This is a genomic window from Bacillus sp. B25(2016b), assembly GCF_001679765.1.
Lineage (GTDB): Bacteria > Bacillota > Bacilli > Bacillales > Bacillaceae_G > Bacillus_A > Bacillus_A thuringiensis_K.
Genome location: NZ_CP016285.1, coordinates 4,863,360 through 4,882,835, shown reverse-complemented (window position 1 = coordinate 4,882,835; position 19,476 = coordinate 4,863,360). Strand labels below are relative to the sequence as shown.

Here is a 19,476-nt window from a genome sequence, read left to right as displayed (position 1 = left end):
AAATAGAGAAATATGAAGGAAACAGGTAAAATATTCATATATATGGTTAAATTTAATATTTCCTTATTTGAAAACGTTTATAATATAATGAGTCGAATACGACATTAAGGCAAATAATGTTTCAATACATATTGCCTTTCCCTAATTTGGGCATACACTCTTTTCTACCTCCGTGTCAGTTGCAAAAATGTGCAACTATTTTAATGGAATAGAGTGTGTGCATTTTTTTTAGGAAGTTGTGCTAAATATAAAATGTTACTTTGTAATGACAAACAATAAACAAAATGGGATAATAGCAATATGTCCAAGTGGTAAGACCAATATTACAAAAGGGGCGATTGTTACATGCTAAATATAGAACAAATTAAAGAAATCATTCCTCACCGCTATCCATTTTTACTTGTTGATAAAATATTAGAAGTAGATGAAGGCAAAAGAGCGGTTGGGATTAAAAATGTATCCGCAAACGAAGAATTCTTTAACGGACACTTCCCTGACTATGCAGTTATGCCTGGTGTACTTATTGTAGAAGCATTAGCACAAGTCGGAGCAGTTGCAGTATTAAAGAAAGAAGAAAACCGCGGAAGACTTGCTTTCTTTGCAGGTATCGACAATTGCCGTTTCAAAAAACAAGTACGCCCAGGTGATCAGCTTCGTCTAGAAGTAGAAATGACACGCGTACGCGGCCCAATTGGAAAAGGAAAAGCAATCGCAACAGTAGATGGTGAAGTTGCATGTGAGGCAGAAATTACATTTGCGATTGGTGATAAAAAAGAATAGATAGTACTAAAAAATCTCCTTGTGAAAAGACAAGGGGATTTTTTAATTTCTGCTATATAACGATGAAACGATAATATACAAACTAATCAGAAAATATCTTGTAAATAGATGGTAATTACCATATACTTACTTTATTATTTATCTAGAAAATAGGATAAGTGATAAAGGTAATAAAGAAATAAGGGCATTGTCATATTGTTAAGGTACTTAAATAAGACAAATTAGAAGGTTATTGATTATGATGAAATGTGGGGAACTCAGCAAGAATATTAATTAGACGTATGAAATCGAGCATAAGAGAGAAAAGGGAAATGTCGCATTTCACAAAAGGAGATTATGAATATGTTCGGGAGAAAGAAAAGAAAACCATTACGACAATTAATTACACATAAAGAGCCTAAATCGCGTATTACAGAACAATACCGTAACATTCGTACAAACATTGAGTTTACATCTGTAGATAATCATGTTCGTTCTATTATTGTTACTTCAGCAGATCCAGGTGATGGGAAAACAACAACAATCGCAAATTTAGCAGTTGTTTTCGGACAACAAGGAAAGAAAGTTTTATTAATTGGAGCTGATTTGCGTAAGCCGACGATACAAAACTTATTTGCCATTCATAATTCAAATGGGTTAACGAACTTATTATCAGGACAAGCAAAACTTATGCAATGCATTCAAAAAACAGATATAGAGAACGTATACTTAATGGCAGCAGGTCCAATCCCGCCAAACCCAGCAGAACTATTAGGGAGCCGGACAATGGACGAGGCGTTGCTAGAAGCATATAACATGTTTGATATTATATTAATCGACACACCACCTGTCCTTGCGGTTACAGATGCACAAATACTTGCGAATAAATGTGATGGAATCGTACTCGTTGTACGTAGTGAAAAGACGGAAAAAGATAAAATCGTAAAAGCGAAACAAATATTAGATAAAGCATCAGGAAAACTACTAGGTGTTGTTTTGAACGATAAAAGAGAAGAAAAAGAGCAGTATGGTTATTACTAAAATATGAAAAAGCCAACAAAAATTTTTGTTGGCTTTTTTGTTTTCTGATAATTATTTATCAAGTTATACATTGTAAAAAGCATGATATGATAAAATTTTTGAGGAATCATTGGAATGTGTTGTCATATTTACGATTATTTTGTAAGATTAAACTTGTTTCTTGTGAACAAATATAGAACTGAATTATTAAAAATAAAAAATGTAAGATTTATATGTTATAATTTTTCCTATGTGTAAATTTTAGAAAGTTGGAGGAACCTATGGAAGAAACAATTAGTTTAAAAGAGTTATTTCATATCTTAAAAAAACGTTTAGCAATGATCCTCGTAATTGCCTTTGGTGCAGCAATAGTAAGTGCTATTATTAGCTTCTTCTTTATGACACCAATCTATCAATCTTCGACGCAAATTCTTGTTAACCAGAAGAAACAAGAAGGGGCAATGTTCCAAGCTGGTGAAATTCAAACGAATATTCAACTAACGAATACATATAAGGTTATTATTAAAAGCCCAGTAATCTTAGAACAAGTGAATGAAAAATTAAATTTAAATATGACAGCGCAAGAGTTAACAAAAAAGGTTAATGTTGCGAATGAAAAGGATTCACAAGTAATCGCTGTAACAGCTGAGGATAAAGATCCTAAAATAGCTCGTGATATTGCGAATGCAACTGCAGATGTATTTAAAGGCGAAGTTGCAAAAATTATGAACGTTGATAACGTAACAGTAATATCTAAAGCAGAAGTTGCAGAAAATCAATCTCCGATTAAACCAGCTCCTATGCTCAATATAGCAATTGCTTTCATTGTTGGTTTAATGGCTTCAGTTGGTCTTGCATTCTTACTCGAATACTTAGATAACACAGTGAAAAAAGAAGAAGATGTAGAAAATTTACTTGGTTTACCAGTATTAGGTATCGTAGCTCGTATGGATGAAGAAACATTGAACGTGAAATCACACGCTCCATCATCAAGAAAAGTGAGGGGACAAACAATTGGCTCTTAATTTATTTAAAAAGAAAAAGAATCATCGTCAACGACGTCAATTAATTGCTCATCAACAACCGAAATCACCAATTTCAGAACAATATCGTAATATTCGAACGAATATTGAATTTGCAGCTGTTGACACGAATTTACATTCATTAATGGTAACATCTGCGAACCCAAGTGAAGGGAAAACGACAACGACAGCGAATATGGCAGTTGTGTTTGCTCAACAAGGAAAAAAAGTATTATTAATTGATGCAGATATGCGTAAACCAGCGATGCATCAAATGTTCCAAGTAGATAATATTTTTGGACTCACGAATGTATTAACACATAGTGAACGTTTAGAAAAATGTGTACAAACGACATCTGTAGACAATCTACACTTTTTAGCTTGTGGTCCAATCCCACCAAACCCGGCAGAATTGTTAGGTTCAAAATCAATGAAAGAACTTCTTGGACAAGCATACAGTATGTATGATTTAGTTATTTTTGATATGCCACCAATTTTAGCTGTAACCGATGCGCAAATTATGGCAAATGTATGTGATGCTTCTATTCTTGTTGTTCGTAGTGAATCAACAGAGAAAGAAACAGCAGTAAAAGCAAAAGGATTGTTAGAATCGGCTAAAGGTAAATTGTTAGGTGTTGTTCTAAACGATCGTGAACGTGAAGAAGGCTTATATTATTATTACGGTGCAAACTAATTACAAGAGTGAGATATGGTTGAAACATATCTCCTTTTTTCCCTTGAATATGAGCGATATCTCATATTCAAGGGAAAAAAGATTTTTATATGAGAGAGGGAGGATGAAACAAATGATAGATTTACATTGTCACATTTTACCTGGTATCGATGACGGTGCACAGACAGAAACAGATAGTTTAGCAATGGCACAACAAGCCGTTTCAGAAGGAATACATACCATTGTCGCAACACCACATCATCAAAATGGTAAATATGTAAATGAACGTACCTCAATTATTCATCACGTAAAACAACTAAATGATGAAATACAACAACATAATATCCCGCTTACTATTTTACCGGGGCAAGAGGTCAGGTTATATGGCGATTTATTAGAAGACTATGAAGCTGGTAAAATCGTTACTTTAAATGAAACAAATAAATACATATTCATTGAGTTCCCATCGAATCACGTACCACGTTATGCCGAACAATTATTATATGAACTACGTGTAAAAGGAATGATTCCAATTATCGTTCATCCAGAACGTAATGCCGAGTTAATCGAGCGGCCAGATAAGTTATATAACCTTGTAAATAAAGGCGTATTAACGCAAGTAACAGCAGGTAGTTTATTAGGTAAGTTCGGTAAAAAAATTAAAAAGTTTTCACTTCAACTTGTAGAACATAATTTAACACATATGGTCGCTTCAGATGCACATAACACAACTTCAAGAGGATTTCATTTAGCAGAAAGCTATGAATTAATTGAGAAAGAATTTGGAATGAGTGTTATGAGTGATTTGAGAGAGAATCCATATTTATTAATTAGCGGGAAGGCAATTTACAAAGAAGATCCAGAACAAATTCGCCGCAAAAAATTGTTCGGTATTTTTTAAATAAAAATTGGTGATGTCTCCTAACCGTTATCAACGGAGGCACTCGGTCGTGCTGTGGGTAGAAATTATATTTCAACCTACCTTAGACGCTTGTCGTCGGGAGTATGGCGTGAGGATGGGTTGGATGCCCATAATTTATTTCTAATAGAAACTCTACCTATAGAGTTATAAAAATAACTCTATAGGTAGGGTTTTTGTTATTGCTACATATGAATAAATGGATGTAGGGGGGATATTTTTGAAAAAAGTAAGAAAGGCGATAATTCCAGCTGCTGGTCTTGGGACAAGATTTTTACCAGCAACGAAAGCGATGCCGAAAGAAATGTTACCTATCGTTGATAAACCAACAATTCAATACATAGTAGAAGAAGCGATAGAATCAGGAATTGAAGATATTATTATTGTTACTGGAAAAGGTAAACGTGCCATTGAAGATCATTTTGATCATTCCTTTGAATTAGAGCAAAATCTCTTAGAAAAAGGGAAGTATGAAATGCTTGAAAAAGTACAAGCTTCATCAAAAATTAATATTCATTACATAAGACAAAAAGAACCAAAGGGTCTAGGACACGCAGTGTGGTGCGCCCGTAAATTTATTGGAAATGAGCCATTTGCGGTATTACTTGGTGATGATATTGTGCAGGCAGAAACACCATGCTTGCGTCAATTAATGAATCAATATGAAGGTACAAAATCATCTGTAATTGGTGTACAAACAGTGCCAGAAAATGAAACACATCGTTACGGCATTATCGATCCAATTGAGCGAAATGGCCGCAATTATCAAGTGCGTCAATTTGTAGAAAAGCCAGCAGAAGGAACAGCACCATCGAATTTAGCGATTATGGGTCGTTACGTATTAACACCGGAAATATTTATGTTTCTTGAAGATCAACAGACAGGTGCTGGCGGAGAAATTCAGTTGACAGATGCGATTCAGCGTTTAAATGAAATGCAACGTGTGTTTGCGTATGACTTTGAAGGTACTCGTTATGATGTTGGGGAAAAGTTTGGGTTTATTAGGACTACAATTGAAATGGCACTGCAACAAAAAGAACTAAAAGAACAACTCATAAAATATATGGTTGAACTAGTACATAAAGAAGCGATCAAATAATTGTAGGGGAGAGGGAATATGAAAACTGGTGAAAATATAGCGAGGGATTATCAAATTACACCTGATACTCAAACTATTCAAGTAGAAAGTAATCAATCTAAAATCTATTTAGGAATTAAGTATTTATTAGATGTTATGTTTTCTTTAGTAGGATTAATTGTATTAATGCCTGTTATATTGATATTTAGTATACTTATTATTTTAGAATCTCCAGGGTCTCCTTTTTATCTGCAAGAAAGATTAGGATTGAATGGGAAGAGATTTAAAGTTATTAAACTACGCTCCATGCGGAATGATGCAGAAAAAAATGGAGCAAAATGGGCAGAAAAGAATGATCCACGTGTTACAAAAATAGGATTATTTATTCGTAAAACAAGAATTGATGAATTACCGCAACTATTTAATATTTTAAAAGGTGATATGTCTCTTGTCGGACCAAGACCGGAAAGACCGATATTTACGGAAAAATTTGAAAGAGATATACCTGGGTTTAAGAAAAGATTAGAAGTCAAACCAGGATTGACTGGGTGGGCACAAGTCAATGGTGGATATGAAATTACACCGAAAGAAAAATTAAACTTAGATGTTTATTATATCAATCATGCAAGTATAATTTTAGATTTTAAAATTATTATTAAAACAGTTAGAGTTGTAATCACTGGTGATGGTGCTAGATGATGTAATAAATTCTCTAATTGCTTAAATTTAGATTGAGTATAATAAATAAAAAGAGTAAAGATTTGAGGAATAGAATTTGTTGAAAAATGATTTTGTTAAAAATGCTATGAAGTTATTAACAGGTACTACAATTGCTCATGCTATTACATTTTTATTTTCTCCAATTATCACCAGAGTTTATAGCCCAAGTGAATTTGGATTATATACTTTATTTCTGACAATAGGAACATCGTTAGGCCTTTTTGCTACAATGAGATATGAAATGGCTATTTTACTACCTAAGGATGAAAAAGAAGCTGATAGTTTAAAAAAACTATGCATATTCTCCAGTTTAATAATATCTATTATAATATTATTTGCTACCTTAATTTATAATAGTATTTCTAATGAAGGAAATAAGTTATTTTTAGGTTTGTTTATATTTGTTTTATTTACGGGTTTATATCAAACATATTATTATTTAAGCAATAGAAGTAACGATTATAAAGGAATGGGTAATTCACGTATAATACAGACGCTACTATTTTCTGTCTTATCAATAGCTTTTTATAAAATAGGTGGTACTGGATTAGTTATTGCACATATATTGTCAGTAATAGCATCTTACATATACTTAAAGAATCGAAGAAGTAATAACTTTTTTGAAATCAATTTTCAGTTAAAAGGTTCCAGAAGTATAATAAAGGTTGCAAAAAAATATAAAGATATGCCAATGTATAATTCTATTCATGCATTTATGGATGTAATTATGAATAATGGGTTATTATTTTTAATCAGTATATTTTATGGAAGTGCTGTTTTAGGATTATATTCATTTGCATGGAAAGTATTGAGGGCACCATTAGCAGTTATTGGATCTGCTGTAGGACAAGTTTATTTGAATAGAGCTTCTCAATATTATAATGATAAACAAGCCATTAAACCATTAATGAACAAAATTATATTTAGATTGTTATTAGTTGCGCTTCCATTATTTCTTATTTTGGGGCTTGAGGGAGACGTAATCTTTAGTTTTGTTTTTGGTCAAAGTTGGAAAGAGGCTGGAAGCTATGTTCAAATACTATCACCTTGGTTGTTTTTTAATTTTATGAGTTCACCCATTGTACAGACATTTGTTGTGTTAAATAAGCAGAGAAATGCTTTAGTTTATTCATTTATTCAAACCGTTATGACGATATCAACCATAATAGCTATTCCTTTCTACAGTAAAGACATCTATACATTATTACCTTGGTTATCACTGATTGGTTCATTAAGCTGTATTGTATTTATAATATGGATATATAAAATTGTTTCAGAATATGAGAAGAAAATAATAAGTGAGTAAATTTTTATAAGGATACTAAGTCGTATCGTATGCTGGGGGTAAAAGTGATTGGAAAATATTATTTCTTCTACTGAAGTAGAAAAAGTATCAAATAAAATACTATCAATATTACTGAGTATGTTTATTATTTGTGCTATTTTAAATAATAGTGGTATACCGGTTTTAGATAAACTAGGCTTCCTTAGTTTACTGTCTATTTTCGGTATGGGAGCGTTTTTTTTATTATCTTTACTATCAATTAATTTTAGAGTAGGATCGAGAAAAATATATATATATGTTGTGTTTATTGCTTTTACGATTTCTTCATTCTTTAGTTTGCTAGATCATCCAAGTAGTAAAGGTGTCTATATATTTAGCGAATTGTTGTTAATTAACATACTTTTTATTTCTTTAACAATTTATAATTTAACTGAAAATATAATAAAGTATATGTCAATATTTGGAATATTATATGTGATTATTTGTTATATATTAGATGTTGCTACTAATGGAAGAATGAGTAATATATTATATACAAACCCTAACACCTTGGGGGCAACAGTATTCTATTTGTATATATTTTTTATATTTAGAGTGAATTATTTTAAAACAGAGCGAATAGGTAATTTATATTTTCTTTGTGTGTCTTTCTTTTCAATAATATTAATTTTTTATAGCCAAGCTAGATCCATTTGGATTAGTCTTGCTGTCTTTTTTATAACTTACTATATATGGGACTTTCTTTGCAAAAGAAAAATTTTAACACATATATATATATGTGTTATTTTAGCTTTTTGTATGTTATTTAGCTTCTTGTATCCTAGATTGCCAGAATATGACTTTGCACTGGAATGGAATAGTAAGTTATTGGAGTTAACAGGGAAATCATTATTCTCTGGACGACAGCTTGTTTGGAAAGATCTATTGAATTCAGCAATGGAAAATCCATTATTAGGATATAGCTTTGATATGAGATTTAATGGTGGTATGTCAGCGCATAACATGTATCTAGAAATTATATTACAGTCAGGAATATTAGGAGTAGGACTTTTGTTAATCTTATTCTATTGTCTTTGGTTGTATCTGTGTCGTTATGGTCATTATGCTAATTCTAGAATTTCAGGAGCAGCTTTAATTGCTATAATAATACATCAATTATTTGAAGTAACGTTAATTCAAAATAATTTAGCAATTGGTATAATGCAATGGATAATTATTTCCTTAGGATTTAGTGGAGGTTTAATTCGAAAAAAATACCTCAAAGGAGTAAAATAATGAAAAAAATATGCTATTTAGCCCCTGCATCAAATATTCATACTGTTCGATGGGTAAATGCATTAGTTGAAAATCAATTTGATGTTACCCTAGTCACTATGCATGAACCTGATATGGATAGGATAGATTCTAATGTCAAGATAGAGGTGTTACCTTTTAAAAAGGGATATGGTTATTATTTAAATGCATGGGCTTTAAAATCTGTATTAAGAAAATATAACCCAGATTTCTTACATGTACATTATGCAAGCGGTTATGGAACTTTGGCTCGATTAGCTAAATTTGAACCAACAATCCTTTCTGTTTGGGGAAGTGATGTATATTTATTTCCTAATAAAAGGGAAGTAAATAGACGAATATTAAAGAAAAATTTGAGCCATGCAAAATATATTACTTCAACAAGCCATGATATGAAAAGAGAGACAGAAAAATACTTAGATTATAATAAGGAAATATACATTACACCATTTGGTATTGATACCCAATTATTTAGGGTGAATGATAATAATAATGAAAATAATCAGCTTCGTATAGGAATTGCAAAAAAACTAGAGAAGGTATATGGGATTGATTATTTAATACGGGCAGTAAGTGAATTAAAAAAGAAATTAAAAATCCAGGGATATAATAATATAGCCGATAATTTAAAATTAATTATTATTGGTGAGGGAAGTCAGCGAGAGGAATTAAATTCATTAGTCAAGGAACTTGAGTTAGAAAATCAAGTAGAGTTTATAGGGAATATTCCAAATGTAGAAATTCCTAATTATTTGAATGAAATAGATATCTTTTGCATCCCTAGTTTATCAGAAAGCTTTGGGGTTGCAGCTTTAGAAGCTTCAGCTTGTGCCGTTCCAGTTGTTGCTTCAAATGTAGGAGGATTACCAGAAGTCGTATTACATGGGGAAACTGGATATCTAGTCGATGCAGGAAATTCAAAAGAGCTATCTGAGAGGTTATATGAACTAGCATTAAACCCAGAATTAAGAAAAGAGTTTGGAGAAAAAGGTAGAGAACTTGTAAACTCTAAGTACAGTTGGAAAGAAAGTGTAAGGATTATGCTTGAGGTTTATAATAATATAGAGGATTAATTGGGATGTGAAAGCATTGTGATTTACAAGGTATAGTAATGAGGTTTTTAAGTTGTATTTAAAATGACCTTTTATTTAAATGTGGAAAGTCTATACTACCTTCAAAATAGTCTATATTTAGATATAGTTTTACCTAAGCTACTAGTGTTTTAGCATTAGTAGCTCTTATTATGATTTTTAAAGGAGTATTGTGGAAAAATGGATATTGATTCGAATGTATCAGATATTAAACCTCTTATTTCAATTGTTACACCATCTTATAACGCAAGTTCCTTTATTAAAGAGACGATTCATTCCGTACAATCTCAAACTTATAATAATTGGGAAATGATTATTGTAGATGATGTTTCAAAGGATAATACTCGTGAATTAATAAAAGAAGAAATTGAAAAAGATAACCGTATTCGGTTAATTGAATTGACAGAAAACAGTGGAGCAGCAATAGCGAGAAATACTGGCATTAATAATGCAAAAGGAAAGTATGTAGCTTTCCTAGATAGTGATGACTTATGGCTACCGAAAAAACTAGAAAAGCAATTAGAATTTATGCAGAATAATGATATAGCTTTTTCATTTACGAGTTATCAAATTATGAATCAAGATGGTACTCTCACTGATAAGCTTGTGCATGTTCCAGAGAAAATTAATTATAATGGATTATTAAAAAATACAATAATCGGCTGTTTAACGGTTATGTTGGATATTGAGAAGTTAGGTAGAGTACAAATGCCTAATATTAGAACACGGCAGGATACTGCAACATGGCTGAAAATATTAAGACAAGGTCATTATGCTTATGGATTAGATGAAGTTTTATCTAAGTATAGAAAAGTTGAAAATTCTATTTCTAGTAAAAAATTTAAAATGGCTAAAATGAATTGGAAATTATATAGAGAAATTGAGGAGTTAAGTATCCCGAAATCTGCATGGTGTTTTATAAATTATGCTCTAAATGGAGTAGTAAAACATTTTGTTAAATAAGCATTAAAAGCCCTTTTCTTCAAAGGGCTTTTTTTATTGTTAATAATTAAGGAGGATATAAGATGAATATTGCTATTTTTGGTACAGGTTATGTAGGACTAGTAACGGGGGTTTGTTTATCGGATATTGGGCATCGCGTGACTTGTATTGATATTGATGAAAATAAAGTTGCAAGAATGAAAAAAGGTATTTCACCAATATATGAACCAGGTTTAGATGATTTAATGAGTAAAAATATTAAAGAAAATAGATTGTTATTTACAACAGATTGTCGTCAAGGGATTGAAGAAGCAGATGTTATTTATATAGCAGTAGGTACACCGCAGCAAGCAGATGGTTCAGCTAATTTACAATATATTGAGCAAGTTGCTTTAGATATTGCTAATAACCTTAAAAAAGATTCGATTGTAGTAATTAAAAGTACAGTTCCAGTTGGCACAAATGATCATGTGAAAAATTTAATTCAACAAAATTTAAAAGCAAATGTAAAAATTAGCATGGTATCGAACCCTGAATTTTTAAGAGAGGGTTCAGCAATTCACGATAGTTTCTATGGAGATCGTATCGTTATTGGGACTGATGATGCTAAAACTGCCGAGGCTATGGAAGAAGTGAATAAACCTTTTAATGTTCCTGTTTTTAAAACAACAATTAGAAGTTCAGAAATGATTAAATATGCAGCAAATGCTTTCTTAGCTACAAAAATTAGCTTTATTAATGAAATTGCTAATATTTGTGAAAAAATAGGTGCGGATGTAGAGCATGTAGCTAATGGTATGGGCTTAGATAAAAGAATTGGTACACAATTTTTAAAAGCTGGTATTGGATATGGTGGTTCTTGTTTCCCAAAAGATACACATGCTTTAATACAAATTGCTGGTAATGTAGATCATGATTTTGACTTGTTAAAATCAGTTATTACAGTAAATAATAATCAACAGGCATCGCTCGTTGAAAAAATAAAAAATGTATTAGGTGATATGGAAGGAAAGCAAGTGGCTATGCTTGGTTTAGCTTTTAAACCAAATACTGATGATATGAGAGAAGCGGCATCTATTGTTATTGCAAATGATTTAGTAAAAATGGGTGCGAAGGTCGTAGCTTATGATCCAATTGCTACTGAAAATGCAAAGAAAGTATTACCTAATGAGGTTCAATATGTGTCCTCTGTTGCAGGAGCAGTTAAAAATGCCGATGTAACACTTATTGTAACTGAATGGGATGATATAAAAGAATTCCCTATTGAACAGTATATCAAATTAATGAAACAACCTATTATTTTTGATGGTCGTAATTGCCATGGTTTAGAATATGTGAAGAAGTTTAATGTAGACTATTATTCAGTAGGAAGACCAGCTGTAGTTTGTGAAAAGGTTTCTTTATAATTAGGGGATAATTTATAGGATGAGAATCTGCAAGACTAATTTTTATAAATAAAGAAGTTTTTTATTAACCTAGCTAGTTTGAATTATAGCTAGGTTAGTGTTTACATGCTTATTATAAAGATATGAAGTAACGGGGAGGTTTGTAATTATGGCAATACTTGTAACAGGTGGAGCAGGATATATTGGTAGTCATACATGTGTAGAATTACTAAATAGTGGTTACGAAATTATAGTAGTGGATAATCTTTCGAATAGCTCGGTAGAATCTATAAATCGAGTGAAAGAAATAACAGGAAAACAATTTAAGTTTTATAAAGAAGATGTTTTAAATCACGAAGCACTTGAAACAATTTTTGAAGAAAATGCAATTGAAGCAGTTATTCACTTTGCAGGATTTAAAGCAGTAGGGGAGTCAGTAGCGATTCCATTAACATATTATCATAACAACATTACAAGCACGTTAGTGCTATGTGAAGTAATGCAGAAACATAATGTAAAGAAGATGATTTTTAGTTCATCTGCAACTGTATATGGTATCCCGGAAACGTCACCGATTACGGAGGAGTTTCCATTAAGTGCAACAAATCCATATGGTCAAACGAAATTAATGATTGAGCAAATTATGCGTGATGTAGCATTTGCAGATACAGAATGGAGTATCGCGTTACTTCGCTATTTCAATCCATTTGGTGCACACGAAAGTGGGCGTATCGGAGAAGATCCAAACGGAATTCCAAATAACTTAATGCCATATGTAACGCAAGTAGCAATAGGTAAGTTAAAAGAATTAAGTGTATTCGGAAATGACTATCCAACGAAAGATGGAACGGGAGTCCGTGATTACATTCATGTTGTGGACTTAGCAAACGGTCACGTAAAGGCGCTTGAAAAAGTGCTGAGCACAACAGGAGTAGGTGCTTATAACCTGGGCACAGGCATGGGCTATAGTGTACTAGAGATGGTTGAAGTGTTTGAAAAAGTTTCGGGCAAGAAAGTTCCTTATAAAATTACAGAGCGTCGCCCAGGTGATGTAGCAGTATGCTTTGCTGATGCATCGAAAGCAAAGTATGAATTAGGCTGGGAAGCAACACGAGGGTTAGAAGAGATGTGTACAGATTCTTGGAGATGGCAGTCTGAAAATAAGACTGGTTATCAAAAAGTTAGTAACTAGAGAATTGGTTATAGGTTGCTAAAACTTTCATTGAGTTATCAATATAATTTGGCTTAAAAATAGAATTACATGTATAATGTATTTTATATTTTGTAGTTATAATAATTTGATAGCGGTACCTGAAGAAAGAAGGTTAAAAGCATGAAAAAGAAAATCCTATTTTGGATATTAGGAATCATAGGGGTACTAATTATAGGTGGAGGGGTTTACGCTTATAATATATATTCTTCTGTTTCAAAAACATTAGATGAAGTTCATAAACCATTAAAACGCGATCAAGGTAATAAACAAGAAGAAAAAATCAATAAATCTGAACCAGTTTCAATTCTGCTATTAGGTGCAGATGAGCGCGGTAAAGATAAAGGTCGTTCAGATTCATTAATGGTCATCACGTTAAATCCAAAAAATAATTCAATGAAAACAGTAAGTATCCCTCGTGATACGTACACAGAGATTGTTGGAAAAGGAAAAAGTGATAAAATTAACCATGCATATGCATTTGGTGGCGTAGACATGTCTGTAGCGACAGTAGAAAAATTCTTAAATGTTCCTATCAATTACTATATTGAAGTAAACATGGAAGGATTTAAAGACATTGTCGATGCAGTAGGCGGTGTAGATGTTAATAATGATTTAGAGTTTTCTCTAGAAGGAAAGCACTTCCAAAAGGGAAATATCCACTTAACAGGTGACCAAGCTCTAGCATTCACACGTATGCGCAAAGAAGACCCACGAGGTGACTTTGGTCGTCAAATGCGTCAACGTCAAGTAATGCAGGCTGTTATTAAGAAAGGTGCAAGCTTCTCTTCTTTATCAAGCTATGGAGATGTACTTACAGCAATTCAAAAGAATGTGAAGACAAATTTAACGCAAGATCAAATGTTTGATATGCAAAAGAATTATAAAGATTGTCTGCAGAATAGTGAAGATATCCAAATCCCAGGCGACGGCCACAAAGCCGCTGATGGTATTTGGTACTACTATGTTCCAGATGCTGCAAAACAAGATTTAACGAATAAATTAAGAGCGCATCTTGAAGTGACTAAATAATATGTAATAACCCAACTCCTTTGGAAGGAGTTGGGTTTATTTTTGCATGGATTTATATTAGTATTATATATTGTGAGATTAATAGATGAGGTGAATCGATGAATAAGAAAGCAGTACTTGTCCTTGTTGTTTTTGTATTGTTTGTTGCTTCGATTGTGAGCGGTAAATTGTACTGGAATAAGAAAGTTGCAAATGCAACAGGACAAACGAGTGAAGTAACGAAAACAAAGGCTGAAGTGAAAGATAGCGGAGCGAAGAAAGAAGAGAAAAAGGAAGAGAAAAAACAAGATGCGAAGTCATCTTTTAATGAGGCATACGCGAAGAATTTGCCAGATGCAGTGAAAGAGAAGTTAAAGAAAGCTGCTGAGGATAAAAAAGCAGTAAATCTTGTTATCGTTGGTGATGAAGCTTCTTCATCTGAAAAAGGTGCTTGGGCAGCTAAGTTAACGTCTAATTTAGAAACTGCTTACGGTAAAGGTTTATGGAATGTGACTGTAAAGGAATATAAGGGTGAAAGCACAGAAGAGTTAATCGCGAATAAGCGTGATAAAGAGATTGCGAAAGAGAATCCAGATGTAATTTTATTTGAGCCACCATTTATTACTGATAACGGTAAAACTGGTAATGGGAACTCTGTTGCGAGTACACAGAAGTTTGTTCAAGCACTTTCTACTAGTGCAAAGGGCGCTATGATTATGATTCAACCATCAAATCCAGTGTATGGTGCGAAAAATTACCCGAAAGCGATTGAAGCATTAAAACAATTTGCAACGCAAAATAATTATACATATATTGATCATTGGGGAGCATGGCCGGATGCATCGACAAAGGCTATCCTACCATACTTAAAAGAAGAGTTTGGTTTCCCAACTGCTAAAGGTCATGAAGTTTGGGCACAATATGTAACGGATTATTTTGTAGCTAAATAATAAAAGGGGAGAGGGTATCGTCGACAAAATATGTTCGACAATACCCTCTCTTTTTTTATAGGATTTTTGCTATACTAAACTGTACTATAATACGTGATGGAAGGAGGAGAATGATGAAAATACTTGTGGTTGATGATGAATCGAGTATTCGTAATTTGATTCGGATGCAGTTGGAGATGGAAGGTTATGAAGTATTGGCAGCGGCTGATGGGAGAGAAGCTTTAGAGCGATGGAATGAAGGGCCGGATGTATTGATTTTGGATGTTATGCTTCCGGATACGGATGGGTATGAGTTGCTTCGTTTGTTCCGTGAAAGGGATAGGGATATTCCGGTGCTTATGTTAACGGCAAAGAGTCAGATGAATGATAAGTTGCTTGGCTTGCAGCTTGGTGCTGATGATTATGTGACGAAGCCGTTTAATTATGCGGAGCTTATTCTTCGGGTTAAGAATATGGCGCGGCGTGTAAAGAAGACGGAGACCGCTGTAAGTCATGAAGTAATTGAGGCTGGAGAGATAGTGATTTGTCCTTAGGAAAGAAAGGTACATGTGAGTGGACAAGAGATTCAGTTAACGTACCGAGAGTTTAATTTATGTCAGTTGTTTGTTTCAAATCCGCAGCGTGTGTTTATGAGGGATGAGTTGCTTGAGAAAGTATGGGGATTTGAGTATATCGGAAATACGAGAGCAGTTGATATTATGGTGCAGAGACTTCGAAAGAAGCTTGGGACGAGCGGGGAATATATTAAGACAATTTATGGCGTTGGCTATAAACTGGATTGTTAAGTGGTGATGGTATGTCTTTAAAGCGAAATATGGTGTTCGGAATAGTGGGGCTGTTAATTCCGATTTTTGTTCTTTTATATGCAGTTGTTTATATTACGTTAGAAAAGAATATGTATCATAACGCAGCAGATTCTTTAGAAAAGTTAAGTGTAGAAGCACAAATTTATACGATGAATTATTTAGAGAAGGAAGCAGAAGTGGATACGCTTGGTCCGAATTCACTTTTAATTGCGTCGTATTTAGCGAAGCGTATGGATGTCCGTGTGCAGATGATCGGGAAGAATGGCGATGTTGTTGCAGATACACAAAAAGGAGCATTGCTTCACCGTAACATCGACATTGAGAGTTCTTTGAAGGGGAAGAAGTCTTATGTTTTTGAGGAGGCGGATCCCGCTCCCATTCTTTTGTTTTCAAGCCCGGTTTATTATGGAAACGATGTCATTGGAAGCATTCGTTTTATAAATGAGTTAACGGGTGAGAAGGAAGTTTTAACAAATGTGAGCTGGACTTTCTTAATGACGTCTCTTTGCCTAGTAGCTACCGGGATTTTCTTTGCGATTCGTTTGGCGAAGTCTCTTCATAAACCAATTGATCAGTTGAGACAAATGGCACAGAGGCTCGCGAATGGTGATTATAAGAGTAAGATTGAGTTAAATGAGTACGTAGAAATCGCTCAGCTTTCAGCATCTTTTAACGCGATGGCCGATGGAATTGAACTGCATATTAAGCAATTGCAGGAGGAGAAGGAGAAGCAGAAAGATTTCCTAGACCGCATTACGCATGAGCTAAAAACACCGCTAACGGCAATTATCGGTTATGTTGATTTAATTCCGAAGTTACAATCGAAAGAAGATGTACAGGAAAGTCTTCGTTATGTGGCTGTGGAAAGTGAGCGTTTATTATCACTTGTAGAGGAACTACTTAAGTCCTCGAAATATGGGACGAGTACGTTTGAAGTGTCTCCTACAGTTGTGAATATAAAGGAATTGGCAGAAGAAGCAGTTTCAATTGTGAAACCTCGTCTAAATCAGTTTGAAATTGAAGTGATAAATGAGTTAACAGATGTACATGTTGTTGCGGATTTTGATAAGACGAAGCAAATTTTCTTAAATGTGCTTGATAATGCAATTAAGTATAGTGATGCTTCGCACATTCGTATGAATGTAATTGTAAATGAGCATGAGGCGAAGGTCTTTGTTCATGATGATGGGATCGGTATAGATGAAGTGGTGCTTGCAGAGTGGAATGAGTCTCCGAAAGGAAAGGCACTTTCGTCTAGTTATGGGAATGGTTATGGTTTGTATATTTGTCAGGAGATTATGAATAAGCAGGGCGGAAGCATGCGGATTGAGAGTAGTGAAGAAATAGGTACTATAATATTCATTATATTTTTGCTTCCGGGAAGGATGAAAGACATAAAAAACTTGAAAGCGGTTAAATGATACATTTATGAAACAATTATGCGGTATTTTCGAAACAGCGTTTTTTTATCTTGGAGGTAGGCAGAAATGAAAAGGCTATCATTTCAAATTCTTATGTTTGTCATTTGTATGGTTGTTTCTCTTGTTTTGTTTTATGTTATGGAGAAGCAAATCTATAATCGAATTAACATTGTAAATGATAAACAAGCCGTTTTACAAAGGGTGAATGAATCTCTTCCAATTGAAGTGAAAGTAAGACATGAAAAGTGGGGAGAAATTGTTGTAACGGATGAAGTTCGTTTGCATACGATTGTTTCATTCTTTGACCGAATTAGAATAGAGCCAGGGGACGTTAAGAACCAAGAACAAGTATTTACTGGAGAAGTAACGTACTTGAATGGACATAAGTGTACTTTTGCAGTAGGTGACTTGTTCCAGTATGGGGAAAATGTATACGGAAAGAAGGGCATGGATCCCATGATTTCAGCACTTCAAACGTATTTATTAAGCCTGTATTACACACCAGAGCGTATTAGTGATTTCTTTGCTTCAGCAAAGGATGTCGTAGTACGTCAAGGTGAGGTGGTACGTACTATCAATCTTACGCACATACTTGATTCTATTCGGTACGCAAAGCAAATTACAGATTACGGAGAAATTCAGAAGTTATTACAATCGCAGAATGAACCGATTGCTTATATTACAGCTTATAAAACAGGTAAGCGTGTAAAGAATGATCGTAAAGATATTCTTACGATTTCTGTGTATCCATCGTATTTTGTTGTGCAATATCTCGGTGATAATAACGGAAAGGTCATATATATGAAAGGCTCTCTAGCAGAGTTATTCGTAAAGGAGAATGCGTCATGAGAAAGATAGCCTTTTTCTTCTTTTTGCTAGTAATTGGAGGAGCGATGTCTAGTTGCTCTCGAGATAAAACCTCTATTAAATATAGTAAAAATGGTCTCCCTATTTTGGATGATCGTCATATTGTTGCGTATGTAGCGGCTCGTGAGGAAGTTGGTGAAGCGTTACTTTCATCATTTTGTAAACCGCGCGGATGTACGTATGAATTTATTCGTCTTTCAACAGAAGAACTTCTTCGTAGAGTGGAAGAAGAAGCTGGAAATCCGAAGGCGGATATTATTATTGGCGGTACAGTAGATGCGCATCAAATGATGAAGCAAAAAAATCTTTCTATTCCTGCGATAAGCCAACATGCAAATCGTATTTCAAAAACTGTTAAAGATAAAGATGGTTATTGGTACGGTTATGAAGTGGAGAAGCTGGCAATTGCGATTAATAAAGAGCGGTGGAACGAGGAAATAGCACCGCTCGGTCTCTCGTATCCGTTAAGATGGAAAGATTTATTAAATCCAGTATATAAGGGGAAGATTGTCATGCCCGATCCAAATGTTTCAGGTACAGCATATACGTTTTTCTAATCACTTATTGATACGTTAGGTGAAGAGGAAGCGAAGGAATATGTGAAGAATCTGGCAGAACAAGTTGGAGAAGTAACAGTGAATGGTTACATCCCAGCGGAACTTGTTGCGAGCGGTGAATATATGATAGGCATCAACTTTATGGGAGATCAGAGAATGCTTCAAAAACAAAGCTTTCCTATTTTAAGTAACGAACCTCAGCAAACAGGGTTATCCGTTAATGCGATTTCTAAACTAAAACGTGCACCGAGTGGTATTATTGTGGATTTATTTATTGATTATTGTTTATCAGAAGAAGCGGGTCACATTTTAGAAAAAGTGTCGTTTGGCGTACCAACGATGTTTGCGAAGAATGAGAAAGAAATAGAAGGACAGCCGGTTAGAAGGACGAACCAAAATATATCAAATAGCGGAATAATCGAGATATGGAATAGACAGCGTCTCTCTCTGAAGTGAGAAAAGGAGAC

The 19,476-nt window shown here is 33.8% G+C and carries 17 protein-coding genes and 2 pseudogenes; all 19 read left to right on the top strand.

What is annotated here, in order from left to right:
* Positions 1 to 345 precede the first annotated feature (345 nt).
* The 19 genes and pseudogenes from fabZ to BAQ53_RS24940 all read left to right on the top strand — a co-directional run bounded on the left by fabZ (position 346) and on the right by BAQ53_RS24940 (position 19,465).
* A complete protein-coding gene (gene fabZ / locus BAQ53_RS25030) occupies positions 346 to 780 on the top strand; it encodes a 3-hydroxyacyl-ACP dehydratase FabZ (RefSeq protein WP_000931959.1) in 435 nt (144 codons plus the stop codon).
* 342 nt (positions 781 to 1,122) lie between these two features.
* The gene (locus tag BAQ53_RS25025; RefSeq protein ID WP_000467942.1) at positions 1,123 to 1,800 is read left to right on the top strand and encodes a CpsD/CapB family tyrosine-protein kinase; all 678 of its coding nucleotides are present in this window, start codon (positions 1,123 to 1,125) and stop codon (positions 1,798 to 1,800) included.
* Between the two features lie 260 nt (positions 1,801 to 2,060).
* Positions 2,061 to 2,804 carry a YveK family protein gene (locus BAQ53_RS25020; RefSeq protein ID WP_098987223.1) on the top strand — a complete coding sequence of 248 codons (744 nt, stop codon included), beginning with the start codon at positions 2,061 to 2,063 and terminating at the stop codon, positions 2,802 to 2,804.
* On the top strand, positions 2,794 to 3,495 hold the full coding sequence (locus BAQ53_RS25015) for a CpsD/CapB family tyrosine-protein kinase (RefSeq protein ID WP_001207164.1): 702 nt from the start codon (positions 2,794 to 2,796) through the stop codon (positions 3,493 to 3,495). The genes BAQ53_RS25020 and BAQ53_RS25015 overlap by 11 nt, the downstream gene beginning before the upstream one ends.
* Positions 3,496 to 3,607: 112 nt before the next feature.
* On the top strand, positions 3,608 to 4,375 hold the full coding sequence (locus tag BAQ53_RS25010; protein ID WP_208906382.1) for a tyrosine-protein phosphatase: 768 nt from the start codon (positions 3,608 to 3,610) through the stop codon (positions 4,373 to 4,375).
* Positions 4,376 to 4,613: 238 nt separating this feature from the next.
* Positions 4,614 to 5,492 (top strand): UTP--glucose-1-phosphate uridylyltransferase GalU, encoded by an 879-nt coding sequence (gene galU / locus BAQ53_RS25005; protein WP_000757800.1) that lies wholly within the window; start codon positions 4,614 to 4,616, stop codon positions 5,490 to 5,492.
* Between the two features lie 18 nt (positions 5,493 to 5,510).
* Complete coding sequence (locus BAQ53_RS25000; protein WP_017674225.1) at positions 5,511 to 6,170, top strand: sugar transferase; 660 nt, start codon at positions 5,511 to 5,513, stop codon at positions 6,168 to 6,170.
* A 76-nt stretch (positions 6,171 to 6,246) separates the two neighbouring features.
* Positions 6,247 to 7,497 (top strand): lipopolysaccharide biosynthesis protein, encoded by a 1,251-nt coding sequence (locus tag BAQ53_RS24995; RefSeq protein ID WP_244161464.1) that lies wholly within the window; start codon positions 6,247 to 6,249, stop codon positions 7,495 to 7,497.
* Positions 7,498 to 7,545: 48 nt separating this feature from the next.
* Positions 7,546 to 8,751, top strand: a complete 1,206-nt coding sequence (locus BAQ53_RS24990) for an O-antigen ligase family protein (RefSeq protein ID WP_208906381.1) — start codon at positions 7,546 to 7,548, stop codon at positions 8,749 to 8,751.
* Positions 8,751 to 9,842 carry a glycosyltransferase gene (locus BAQ53_RS24985; protein ID WP_208906380.1) on the top strand — a complete coding sequence of 364 codons (1,092 nt, stop codon included), beginning with the start codon at positions 8,751 to 8,753 and terminating at the stop codon, positions 9,840 to 9,842. Before BAQ53_RS24990 ends, BAQ53_RS24985 begins: the two co-directional genes overlap by 1 nt.
* 198 nt (positions 9,843 to 10,040) lie before the next feature.
* Complete coding sequence (locus BAQ53_RS24980) at positions 10,041 to 10,823, top strand: glycosyltransferase family 2 protein (protein ID WP_208906379.1); 783 nt, start codon at positions 10,041 to 10,043, stop codon at positions 10,821 to 10,823.
* Positions 10,824 to 10,885: 62 nt separating this feature from the next.
* On the top strand, positions 10,886 to 12,208 hold the full coding sequence (locus BAQ53_RS24975) for a UDP-glucose dehydrogenase family protein (RefSeq protein WP_208906378.1): 1,323 nt from the start codon (positions 10,886 to 10,888) through the stop codon (positions 12,206 to 12,208).
* A 148-nt stretch (positions 12,209 to 12,356) separates the two neighbouring features.
* Positions 12,357 to 13,379: a UDP-glucose 4-epimerase GalE gene (gene galE / locus BAQ53_RS24970; RefSeq protein ID WP_208906377.1), complete on the top strand. Its 1,023-nt coding sequence runs from the start codon at positions 12,357 to 12,359 to the stop codon at positions 13,377 to 13,379.
* A 141-nt stretch (positions 13,380 to 13,520) separates the two neighbouring features.
* On the top strand, positions 13,521 to 14,429 hold the full coding sequence (gene tagU / locus BAQ53_RS24965) for a polyisoprenyl-teichoic acid--peptidoglycan teichoic acid transferase TagU (RefSeq protein ID WP_208906376.1): 909 nt from the start codon (positions 13,521 to 13,523) through the stop codon (positions 14,427 to 14,429).
* 98 nt (positions 14,430 to 14,527) lie between these two features.
* Entirely contained in the window at positions 14,528 to 15,358 is an 831-nt protein-coding gene (locus BAQ53_RS24960) for an SGNH/GDSL hydrolase family protein (RefSeq protein ID WP_208906375.1), read from the top strand.
* A 113-nt stretch (positions 15,359 to 15,471) separates the two neighbouring features.
* Positions 15,472 to 16,143 (top strand): annotated as a pseudogene (locus tag BAQ53_RS24955) (response regulator transcription factor).
* Between the two features lie 11 nt (positions 16,144 to 16,154).
* Positions 16,155 to 17,585, top strand: a complete 1,431-nt coding sequence (locus BAQ53_RS24950) for a HAMP domain-containing sensor histidine kinase (RefSeq protein WP_208906374.1) — start codon at positions 16,155 to 16,157, stop codon at positions 17,583 to 17,585.
* 66 nt (positions 17,586 to 17,651) lie between these two features.
* A complete protein-coding gene (locus BAQ53_RS24945) occupies positions 17,652 to 18,434 on the top strand; it encodes a DUF3919 family protein (protein WP_208906373.1) in 783 nt (260 codons plus the stop codon).
* Positions 18,431 to 19,465, top strand: a pseudogene (locus BAQ53_RS24940) (ABC transporter substrate-binding protein). Before BAQ53_RS24945 ends, BAQ53_RS24940 begins: the two are co-directional and overlap by 4 nt.
* Positions 19,466 to 19,476: the final 11 nt, after the last annotated feature.